This is a genomic window from Aquiluna sp. (genome assembly GCF_965064355.1).
In genome coordinates this window covers 1-11,214 of the sequence record NZ_CBCHRQ010000041.1, presented here as the reverse complement: position 1 = coordinate 11,214, position 11,214 = coordinate 1, and the positions used below count along the sequence as shown (strand labels likewise).

Genomic DNA, 11,214 nt, shown 5'->3' with positions numbered 1-11,214 from the left:
AAGCCATCACTTGCTGTTTCCATCACCAAGACTCCAGATGCCAACACAGTTGCAGTGTCTAACGGTGTTCAGGATCTCGTGTCCGAGCTCGAGGTTGCTCTGGGTGGAGACGTGACCATCGTTACCACTTTGGACCAGGCTCCTTTTATCGAGAAATCGATCAAGGATCTAACCACCGAGGGCCTTTTGGGTCTTACCTTTGCGGTAATCATCATTTTGATTTTCTTGTTCTCGGTGAAGTCCACTTTGATCACAGCGATTTCGATCCCGACCTCGGTGCTAATTACCTTTATCGGTCTGCAGACTGCGGATTACTCGCTAAACATTTTGACGCTTGGTGCGCTAACCATCGCTATTGGTCGCGTGGTTGATGACTCGATTGTTGTTATTGAAAACATCAACCGTCACCTCAGCTATGGCGAGCCACGTAAGAAGGCTGTGCTAACTGCGGTTCGCGAAGTATCGAGCGCCATTACCGCCTCCACCATCACCACCGTTGCGGTGTTCCTGCCAATCGCTTTGGTTGGCGGCCTAATCGGTGAGCTGTTCAGACCATTCGCCTTCACGGTTGCGATCTCACTTCTTGCATCGCTATTGGTGTCGCTAACCATCGTTCCGGTGCTTGCCTACTGGTTCCTAAGAATGCCTAAGCGCTTGGTTGCCATCAAAGAGGCAGATCCAAACAAGTTTGAGAAGAAGCAGCGTCACGCTGAAGAAGAGCGCGAGAAGAAAGCGCTGTTGCAGCGCGGTTACCTACCGCTTCTAAACGGCACCCGTCGTCACCCTTGGTTGACTTTGTTTGCATCGGTGCTGATTCTTGGCTTCACCTTCTCCTTGGTGCCACAGCTAAAGACCAACTTCATCGACGGAGCAGGTTCTAGCCAATTCATCGCTCGACTATCGATGCCAGCGTCCACCACCTTTGAGGATCAGGACAAAGCGTCAGATGAGCTAGAGCAGAAGATTCTCGGCGTCGAAGGCGTCAGTGTTGTGCAGTCAACGGTTGGTTCGGCCGCCGATGGCCGCGTGGCATTTGGTTCTGCAGCTTCTGGTATTTCTATTACCGTCCAGGTTGAAGAAGGGTTCGAAGTTGAGGCCATCAAGTCTGAGATTCTCAAGCTTGAGGTTCCAAAGGACGCTGACCTATCAATCTCCTCGGGCGCAGGTTTCGGTTCATCCGAGACCATCGACATCGAAGTTGCATCGAGCGATAACGAGCTTCTGCAGGAAGCCGTAGACCTCATCTCCGCCGAGATGGAGGGCGTCGCAAACACCTCCGGTGTGACCAGCACCTTAGATGCCGATGAGCGTGTACTTGAGATCGTGGTTGACCGCGAGAAGGCAGCCAAGCTCGGCTTTTCCGAGACCCAGGTAACCGGCATTGTTGCTGCACAGCTTCGCCCAAGCCCACTTGGTCGCGTCAGCATCGAGGGTGAGGATGTTTCGGTTTACGTAGCCGGAACTGACCTACCTGAGAGCATCAGCGAGATCAAGGCTTTGGTAATCCCATCCTTTACCGGACTGGTTCGCCTTGATTCGATTGCATCGGTTGAAGAAGTTCTAAAGCCAACCTCGATCACCTCAAAGGAAGGTAACCGCACTGCAAAGGTGTCGGTTGCTCCGGAGGGCGATGACCTAGGTGCAATCACCGTGGATATCACCGCAAAGCTTGATTCAATTGAGCTTCCAGCCGGTGTGACTGCGACCATTGGTGGAGCAGCTGCCGACCAGGCAGAGAGTTTTGAGCAGCTTGGTCTGGCACTACTTGCAGCCATCGCAATCGTTTACGTGGTTATGGTTGCAACCTTTGGTTCGCTAATCCAGCCGCTACTACTTTTGGTATCGATCCCATTTGCCGCAACCGGTGCGCTGGGACTACTGCTACTAACCGACACTCCACTTGGAGTGCCAGCCCTAATCGGTATGTTGATGCTGATTGGAATCGTGGTAACCAACGCGATCGTGCTGATTGACCTTGTGAATCAGTATCGTAAGCAAGGTCGCTCGGTTGAAGACTCGCTAGTTTCTGGAGCGCGTCAGCGTTTGCGTCCAATCTTGATGACCGCACTCGCTACCATCTTCGCGCTAACCCCAATGGCGATTGGTCTAACCGGTGACTCGGGCTTCATTTCCCAACCACTAGCGATCGTGGTTATTGGTGGTCTGTTCTCATCGACCCTTTTGACCCTGCTTTTGGTGCCAACCCTCTACTGGTTGGTTGAGGGCCGCAAGGAGCGCAAGGCACTTCGCGTAAAGCGCCGTGCAGCCAGGGCCGCCAAGAAGGCCGAGAAGAAGCAGGCTAAGGCGTCAGTAAAGACTCTTACCCCAGCACCGGTAGCCGTCGAGACTCCAAAACAGCAGCCATCGGCTATTACCGAAGATGCGCTGGCTGACGCTATTGCTGAGACTTTCGCACCTGCCCAGCCTGCCGAAACTCCAAACCTTTCCTGGTCAATTACTCAGGATGAGGTTGAGCTCGACAGTGAAGCAACCATGCAGTGGAATGAAGCGAAGACCGAAACAGCACCTATCGCGGCAATCCAGAACACCGATGAGTCGCTTGACTTTTTGACCAGCGAGAACCCAATTGTTAGCGAACCTTCGAAGCAGGACCTAAAGGCCCAGCGAAGGGCCGAGAAGACCGATCAAAAGGCTCAGAAGAAGGCCGCTAAGAACTCCCGCCACTCTGGGGACTAAGGGATACGGCTTGTCTGACTTCATAGTTTGGGTTGACTGCGAGATGACCGGTCTCGAGGTCACGGTTGACGAGATCTGCGAAATCGGTGTCGTGGTTACCGATGGCGAGCTAAATGTCCTAGACCCGGGACTGCAGCTTGTCATCAAGCCAAGTGCTAAAGCGCTCAGAAACATGGGTGACTTTGTTCGACAAATGCACACCGACTCGGGTCTTATTCAAGAGATTCCGAAGGGAATCTCTATGGCCAAGGCCGAGAAGCAGGTTCTGGAATACATCAAGCAGTGGGTTCCAGAGGAGCGCACCGCTCCCCTAGCCGGTAATTCCATTGGCACCGATCGCATGTTTCTAAACCGTCAAATGCCAAACTTGGATAAGTTCCTGCATTATCGAAACATTGACGTCAGCTCGCTGAAAGAGCTTTCAAGGCGTTGGTTCCCAAGGGTTTACTTCCAACTTCCAAAAAAGACCGGCAATCACAGAGCGCTGGCAGACATCCTGGAATCAATCCAAGAACTTCGCTATTACCGCAAGGCGATCTTGGTTAAAGCTCCGGGTCCAGATTCAGAAACTGCAAAGGCTATGGCTAATTCGCTAAGCGCTGATAGAATCTAACCCGTTCTGGCTTGCCAGACATGGTGGGTATAGCTCAGCTGGTAGAGCACCTGGTTGTGGTCCAGGGGGCCGCGGGTTCAAGTCCCGTTACTCACCCCAATGAAAAAAGACCGAGGATTTCTCCTCGGTCTTTTTCTTTTTCAAATTACTTAGCGCGTTCGAGAATCAGCTCGCGAACCCTTGCTGCATCAACCTGACCACGCATGGCCTGCATAACTGCGCCGATTACCGCACCAGCTGCTTGAACCTTGCCCTCGCGGATCTTTTCTAGAACATCAGGCTGCTTGGCAAGTGCCTCATCGATAGCTGCAATCAAGGCACCGTCGTCAGAAACTACCTTCAGACCACGCTTTTCGATAACTGCCTCAGGCTCACCTTCGCCAGCTAGCACACCGGCAACAACGTCTCTTGCCATGCGGTCGGTTAGCTCACCAGAATCGATCAACTGCTGAATCTTGGCAACCTGGGCTGGGGTGATACTTAGGTCCTGTACTGCAACCTCCTGCGAGTTAGCAAGACGAGCAAGCTCACCGGTCCACCACTTTCTGGCAGCCTGCGGAGCAGCGCCGGCAGCAACCGTGGCCTCAACCTGGTCCAAAAGATCTGAGTTCACAACATCGCGGAACTCAAGGTCAGCAAAGCCCCAGGCTTCCATCAAACGCTTGCGACGAATTGCTGGATTCTCAGGTAAAGTAGCGCGAATCTCTTCGATCCAGGCCAAAGATGGCTGAACAGGAACCAGGTCTGGCTCTGGGAAGTAGCGGTAGTCGTCAGCATCGGACTTTGGTCGACCTGCCGAGGTGTAACCGCGGTCTTCGTGCCAGTGTCTGGTCTCCTGGGTAATGGTGCCGCCATTGGCCAAGATGTGAGCTTGGCGCTGAATCTCATAGCGAACCGCGTTCTCAACCGATCGAAGGGAGTTCACGTTCTTGGTCTCGGTTCGAGTGCCAAGCTTTGCCTGGCCATAAGGCCTCAGTGAAACGTTTGCATCACAGCGAACGTTTCCACGCTCCATGCGAGCATCTGAAACATTCATGCTCTTTACGATCTCGCGAATTGCGTGAACGTAAGCTGCCGCTAGCTCAGGAGCTCTTGCGGCTGAGCCATAAACCGGCTTGGTCACAATTTCAACCAGTGGAACACCGGCACGGTTGTAGTCAACTAGCGAGTATTCCGCTCCCTGAATACGACCGGTTGCGCTACCGATGTGAGTTAGCTTTCCAGCATCCTCCTCCATGTGAGCACGCTCGATTAGAACCTCAAAAACAACGCCATCCTCAAGTTCGATGTTGATCTTGCCCTCAAAGGCAATTGGTTCGTCGTACTGAGATGTTTGGAAGTTCTTGGCAAGGTCAGGGTAGAAGTAGTTCTTTCTAGAGAATCGCCCAGTCGGGGCAATCTGGCAGCCAAGAGCCAAACCGATGGCGATGGATGACTCAACCGCCTTCTTGTTCACAGCAGGCAGCGATCCAGGAAGTCCAATACAGATTGGGCAAACATTGGTGTTTGGTTCGTTGCCAAAAATGTTTGCGCAACCGCAGAACATCTTGGACTTGGTGTTCAGTTCAACGTGAACCTCAAGACCAATCACAACTTCAAACTGCTCGATTGCCTGCTCGTAGGGCATAAGCGCTTCTTTAGCCATTAGAGCACCTCCAACTTCGGGGCCTTTGCAATAAGTGGGGCTCCCCACTCAGCCAGATACATCTGTTCAATAATCGATCCAACGCGGTACATCTGGGCATCCTGCATCGCAGGAGCCAGAATCTGAACACCAGAAGGTAGTCCGTCTTCAATAGCCAAACCATTTGGAACGCTCATGCCAGGAATACCTGCAAGGTTTGCCGGAATGGTTGCGATGTCGTTTAGATACATCGCTAACGGGTTATTAACCTTTTCGCCAATCTTGAAGGCAGTGGTTGGAGCGGTTGGGGTAAGCAGCACATCAACCTGACTAAATGCTTTCGCCAGATCCTGCTGAATCAGAGTTCTTACCTTCTGAGCCGAGCCATAGTAAGCGTCGTAGTAGCCAGAGGAGAGCGCGTAGGTGCCCAAAATGATTCTGCGCTTTACCTCAGGACCAAAGCCTGCCTCACGGGTGGCAGCCATAACGCGCTCGATAGTTGGGTTTCCATCTGGAGTCACTCGAAGACCAAAGCGAACCGAGTCAAACTTTGCAAGGTTCGAGGATGCCTCAGCAGGAAGAATTAGGTAGTAGGCAGCAATTGCATACTCGAAGCTTGGGCAGTCAACCGTGACAACTTCAGCCCCCGCTGCAACCAACTTGGCGATGGTGTCATCGAAGCAAGCCTTTACTCCTGGCTGGAAAGCATCAGAGTCCAACTGCTTCACAACGCCAACTCGAAGACCTTTGATATCGGCATTGCGAACAGCCTCGGCCATCGAACCAAGGGATTGAGGCAACGAAGTTGAGTCGTGCTTATCGTGACCAGAAATCACGTCTTGCAGCAGCGCACTATCTAGGACCGTGTTGGAAACCGGACCAATTTGATCCAAGGAGCTTGCAAGAGCGATCAGTCCGTAGCGTGAGACTGCACCGTAGGTTGGCTTTGCACCAACCGAACCGGTTACAGCCGCTGGGAAACGAATCGAGCCACCGGTGTCAGAACCGATTGCAATCGGGGCGAGGTGTCCTGCAACCGCTGAGCTTGAGCCACCGCCAGAACCACCAGGGATTCGGCTTAGGTCCCAAGGATTCTTCGATGGGCCAAAGGCCGAGTACTCGGTAGAAGAACCCATTGCGAACTCATCCATGTTGGTCTTGCCCAGAATTGGTAATCCCGCCTTGCGAAGTTTTGCAACTACGGTTGCGTCATACTGCGGCACCCAACCCTCAAGAATCTTTGAGCCCGAGGTGGTTGGAGCATCGGTTGTGGTCAGGTTGTCCTTCACGGCAATTGGGACACCGTGCAGTGGAGACAGCCTCTCACCATTTGCCAAAGCAGCATCGGCAGCCTTGGCTGCACTAAGTGCGTTCTCGCGATTGAGGTAAAGGTAAGAGTTGGTCTTTGGGTTTAGTTCAACCGAGCGGTCAAAGAATGCGGCGGTAACTTCCTGAGAGGAGACCGACTTGCTGGAAATTAGATCGGCAAGCTCGCTGGCTGATTTGTGAATTAGGTCTGACACGTTTTACTCCTCGTCCAAGATAGCTGCGACTCGGAATCGACCCTCTGCGCTATCTGGAGCAGCAGAGAGTGCAGACTGCTGAGTAAGTGAAGGCTCCACAACATCCTCGCGGAAGACGTTCGCCATTGGGATCGGGTGGCTGGTGGCCAAAACATCGCCCTTTACCGCTTGGGTGACGATAGCGATTGAATCAACGATCACAGAAAGTTCACCAGCGAGGGTTTCGACCTCTTCATCGGTGACCAAGATTCTCGACAGTGACGCCAAGTGGCGCACCAGGTCGGGAGTAATTTCAGACATTTACTTGCTCAATTCGTATCGAAAGCGAATGACACAAGTTTACTTTGTGGATTGGGTCAATCTCACCAGGAATGTCGCTTCATCGATAACCTCAACCCCAAGCTCTTCGGCCTTGGCAAGCTTTGAGCCTGCCCCTGGACCTGCGACCACAAAGTTGGTCTTCTTGGAAACCGAAGAAGCGGCTTTTCCGCCCTGTTCAATAACTTTCGCCTCAGCATCTTCGCGAGTCATGCTGGTCATCGTGCCGGTGATCACTATTGAGAAGCCGGCAAAGATGCCTGTTTTTAGAACTGATCCAGGACCGGCGTGACCTGGGGTTTCAAGCTGCACGCCTGCTGCTGCCCACTTAGCGAGAATCTCCTGGTGCCAAGACTCAGCGTGCCAATCCTGAATCGACTGCGCCAAGGTCTGGCCGACACCTTCGACGGCGGAGAGCTCTTCTAAGCTCGCGGCAAAGATTGCACTAAGAGAACCAAAGTGATCACAGAGTGCTCTCGCAGCAACTGGACCGACGTGGCGGATCGATAGCGAAACCAAAATTCGCCAAAGCGGCTTGCGCTTAGCTTCCTCGAGGTTGGCTAAGAGCTTGTGAGCGACCTCTGCAGCTGAACCGTCCTTTTTCGCAAAGAAGTCCACGACCTTTGGGTCCCCATTGGCATCGTGCTTTGGCAAACCGGTGTCGGCGTCCAAAACCAAAGATTTGATGGGAAGCAATTTCTCCAACGTGAGATCAAACAGGTCGGCTTCTGATCTAAGCGCTGCTTCTAGCGGCGGTAGAGGCTGAGTTAGAGCGGTTGCGCTGACGTAACCTAGGGCCTCAATATCCAACGCAGATCTCGAACCAATGTAAGCAATGCGCTCTCGAAGTTGAGCTGGGCAACTGCGCGAATTGGAACAGCGCAGGTCCACATCGCCTTCGGCAGTCGGGGCTAGAACCGTGCCGCACTCTGGACACTGCGATGGCATTTCAAATTCGCGTTCGGATCCATCTCTTAGAGAGATAACCGGACCGAGTATTTCTGGAATTACGTCACCGGCTTTTCTCAGCACGATGGTGTCACCGATAAGCACACCCTTGGATCTAACCTGGTCTTGATTGTGCAGGGTGGCAAATTCCACTTCGCTGCCGGCAACTACAACCGGAGCTAGCACCGCGAATGGAGTTGCACGACCGGTTCGACCAATCGACACCCGAATATCCAAAAGCTTGGTGTTCACCTGCTCCGGTGGAAACTTATAGGCGATCGCCCACCTTGGTGCCCTGGATGTTTTCCCAAGTTCTGACTGGCGAGAAAGGCTGTCGACCTTAATAACCACGCCGTCGATCTCATGTTCAATCAGGGTTCGGGTGTGATTCAGGTTCTTGATGTATTCGAAAGCTTGAGCTTCAGACTCAACAACCTCGAAGCGTTCGGTGGTTGGCAATCCCCAGGCTTTGAGTTGGCGATAGACCTCGCTCTGAGATGAAATTTTTCCTTGCCAAAGGGCAAATCCGTGCACCAGCATCCGCAAAGGTCTTGATGCGGTGACGCTCGGGTCTTTTTGTCTCAGTGACCCGGAGGCACTGTTTCTAGGGTTGGCAAATGGCTTGCCGCCAGAGGCGACAATCGAAGCGTTCAGCTCTGCGAAATCATCAATCCCGTAAAAGACCTCGCCGCGAATCTCAATTACCTCAGGGTGATTCGTTCCAGAAAGCCGATGCGGGATGGTCTTGATTGTCAGCACATTTGCGGTGACATCCTCGCCGACTTCCCCGTCCCCTCGAGTGGCAGCCTTGGTGAGAACTCCGTTTTCGTAAGTGAGCGATACCGCAAGGCCATCAATCTTTGGCTCGCACAGAAACGGTCCACCTTCGACTCTCTGAGCCCATGCCAAAAACTCTTCCTCGCTGAAGGCGTTATCCAGGCTCAGCATCTGCTCAAGGTGACGCACTGGAGAAAAAACCTCTGACGCAGCGCCTCCCACTTTTTGAGTTGGGCTTTCTTGCGCAAATTCTGGGTGCTCTGCCTCTAGCTGGCGAAGTTCAATTTCCAGAGCGTCATACTCGGCATCTGAAATCAGAGTTTCGTTTTCCAGGTAGTAAGCATTTCGAAAGCGCTCGATTTGGGTTCTAAGCTCCTCGATGCGCTCAGCGATATTAGACATTTAGCACCGCAGCGCTAACGGTTCGATCAATCGTGGTTTGACCTAAGACTCGGGTTCCAAGATAGAGAACTGCGGTCTGACCTGGAGCTACTCCGATGAGCTTTTCCTTGAGGTTGATTACCAGCTCGCCATTTTCCAAAACTGCAGAGGCTTCCATTGCATCACCGTGAGCGCGAACCTGCACCTGGCAGTCAAACTCGACCTCTGGGTGCTCAGGAGCTTTTCCACACCAGGAGAATCTCGTTCCGGCAAGCTGTGCAATCTGTAGTGCTGCCTCGGGACCAACCACAACCTCTTTGGTCTTTGGTCGAATCTCGAGCACATACCTTGGCTTGCCATCCTTGGCAGGACGTCCGAGGTTCAAGCCCTTGCGCTGACCAATTGTGAAACCAACGTGCCCGTCGTGAGTGCCGACCTGGTTGCCGTCCTCATCGATGATTACTCCAGGTTCTGCGGAGGTGAAATCCTTCAGCCAGTCTCGGGTATCGCCCTCTGGGATAAAGCAGATGTCATAAGAGTCAGGCTTATTCGCAACACTTAGGCCACGCTCCTGAGCTTCTTTGCGCACCAAGTCTTTGGATGCAGTTGCACCGAGTGGGAAAAGCGAGTGCTTTAGCTGCTCGGATGTCAGAACTCCCAAAACATATGACTGGTCTTTTGCCATTTCCAAAGAGCGGTGTAGTTCTAAGTTTCCCAATTCGTCTTCAAAAATAGATGCGTAGTGTCCGGTGCAGACCGCATCAAAACCAAGTGCTAAACCTTTTTCTAAAAGAGCCGCGAATTTGATGCGCTCATTGCAGCGCATGCAGGGATTTGGAGTTCTGCCGGCTTGATACTCGGCAACAAAATCGTCCACCACATCAAGCTTAAATCGCTCCGAGAAATCCCAAACGTAAAAGTCGATGCCGAGCTTTGTTGCGGCGCGCTGAGCATCCATCGAGTCTTCAATGGTGCAGCAGCCTCTTGAGCCGGTTCGAAGTGTCCCTGGCATTCGCGAGAGTGCTAGGTGGACACCAACTACTTCGTGCCCTAACTCGACCGCGCGCGCAGCGGCAACGGCGGAGTCAACTCCGCCACTCATTGCCGCTAAAACTCGCATTAGACAAGTCTAAATTGTCAAAGCCGCTAGTGGTTGAGTCCGGCCCTAAGTGCTGTGGCATAAACCTCGGCAATTGAGGATGTGAATAGGTCGATATCTTGCTGCGTTGTGCTGTGACCGAGGGTTACTCGAATCACCGCGGAGGACTCTGCCTCCGAATACCCCATGGCTAACAGCACATGCGATGCCCCTAGGACACCAGCCTGACAAGCACTACCGGCGGAAACGCTGATGCCGTGTTGATCAAAGAGAAACAAAACTGAATCGCTTTGCACTCCTGGCAAAACAAAACTTGAGGTGTGACCAATTCGAGGACCAGAGATTGTCTTTTGCGCCTTTGGAATGGCGGCAAGCAGGCTTGCCTCGAGAGAATCTCGGAGCCCTTCTAGTCGGGCTTCGCGCTCAGCCATGTCTCCAACGGCAAGTTCGGCGGCTATCGCCAGACTCAGCGCATGCGGATAGTTCATGGTTCCAGAGCGAAGCCCGCGCTCCTGACCACCACCGTGAATGATGGAGATCGGCTTCTGGTTTCTTGCAACCAACAAAGCTCCAGCTCCGATTGGTGCGCCAAGTTTGTGACCTGAGATAGACATGGCAGCAAGGCCAGAATCCTGAAATGAAATCTCCATGTGCCCAAAGGCAGCAACCGCATCCGAATGAACCGGAATGCCGTATTGCTTTGCAAGTCCCGCTATACCTGGGATGTCCCAGATTGCTCCAGTTTCGTTATTCACCCACATCAGAGAAACAAGTGCGATCTCGTCGCCGTATTTTGCTAGCCAATCTTTATAGACCTCAAGATCCGGTTGACCATCCTTGGAAACTGGCAGCCAGAGCGGAACTGCACCCTCATGCCTCTGAAGCCATTCGATCGGATCAATCACGGCATGGTGCTCGGTGAGGGCTGAAATTATGTATTTGCGAGGGCGATCCAACTGGCGTTGCCAGTAAATGCCCTTGATCGCGTGGTTATTTGATTCGCTTCCACCGGAGGTGAAAATCACCTCAGACTTATCGCAGTGGGCAGCCTTTGCTAACTTCTCTCGGGCCTGCTCCAAAAGCTCTCTGGTTTCCCGCCCGTGGGCATGAACCGAAGAGGGGTTTCCTAGGTGCGCTAAAGCCTCAAGATAAGCTTCCAGCGCCTTGGGCCGCACCGGTGTGGTGGAGGCGTGGTCGAGAAAGACCGACATGACTCAAGCCTAATTGCCCAAGG

8 protein-coding genes and 1 tRNA gene are annotated in these 11,214 nt (G+C 53.0%); 3 read left to right on the top strand and 6 right to left on the bottom strand.

The features are described from left to right. The 3 genes from AC128V_RS04730 to AC128V_RS04720 form a co-directional block, all read left to right on the top strand. Positions 1-2,697, top strand: a 2,697-nt coding sequence (locus AC128V_RS04730) for an efflux RND transporter permease subunit (protein WP_482763534.1), incomplete at its 5' end; no start/stop codon positions are given. 10 nt (positions 2,698-2,707) lie between these two features. After that, positions 2,708-3,310 (top strand): oligoribonuclease, encoded by a 603-nt coding sequence (gene orn, locus AC128V_RS04725; protein WP_482763533.1) that lies wholly within the window; start codon positions 2,708-2,710, stop codon positions 3,308-3,310. A gap of 23 nt (positions 3,311-3,333) precedes the next feature. Beyond that, positions 3,334-3,409 (top strand) — tRNA-His (locus tag AC128V_RS04720). Positions 3,410-3,455: 46 nt separating this feature from the next. Here the strand turns inward: AC128V_RS04720 and gatB are convergent. Genes gatB through AC128V_RS04690 form a run of 6 tightly spaced genes read right to left on the bottom strand, consistent with a single transcriptional unit; the run spans position 3,456 to position 11,191 of the window. Next, on the bottom strand, positions 3,456-4,955 hold the full coding sequence (gatB, locus tag AC128V_RS04715) for an Asp-tRNA(Asn)/Glu-tRNA(Gln) amidotransferase subunit GatB (RefSeq protein WP_482763532.1): 1,500 nt from the start codon (positions 4,953-4,955) through the stop codon (positions 3,456-3,458). Beyond that, positions 4,955-6,457: an Asp-tRNA(Asn)/Glu-tRNA(Gln) amidotransferase subunit GatA gene (gene gatA / locus AC128V_RS04710; RefSeq protein WP_482763531.1), complete on the bottom strand. Its 1,503-nt coding sequence runs from the start codon at positions 6,455-6,457 to the stop codon at positions 4,955-4,957. Before gatA ends, gatB begins: the two co-directional genes overlap by 1 nt. A gap of 3 nt (positions 6,458-6,460) precedes the next feature. Next, entirely contained in the window at positions 6,461-6,757 is a 297-nt protein-coding gene (gene gatC, locus AC128V_RS04705; protein WP_482763530.1) for an Asp-tRNA(Asn)/Glu-tRNA(Gln) amidotransferase subunit GatC, read from the bottom strand. A 39-nt stretch (positions 6,758-6,796) separates the two neighbouring features. Beyond that, entirely contained in the window at positions 6,797-8,902 is a 2,106-nt protein-coding gene (gene ligA, locus AC128V_RS04700) for an NAD-dependent DNA ligase LigA (RefSeq protein ID WP_482763529.1), read from the bottom strand. Then, positions 8,895-10,001, bottom strand: a complete 1,107-nt coding sequence (mnmA, locus tag AC128V_RS04695) for a tRNA 2-thiouridine(34) synthase MnmA (protein ID WP_482763528.1) — start codon at positions 9,999-10,001, stop codon at positions 8,895-8,897. The genes ligA and mnmA overlap by 8 nt, the downstream gene beginning before the upstream one ends. Positions 10,002-10,027: 26 nt before the next feature. Then, positions 10,028-11,191: a cysteine desulfurase family protein gene (locus tag AC128V_RS04690; RefSeq protein WP_482763527.1), complete on the bottom strand. Its 1,164-nt coding sequence runs from the start codon at positions 11,189-11,191 to the stop codon at positions 10,028-10,030. Between the last annotated feature and the right edge of the window lie 23 nt (positions 11,192-11,214).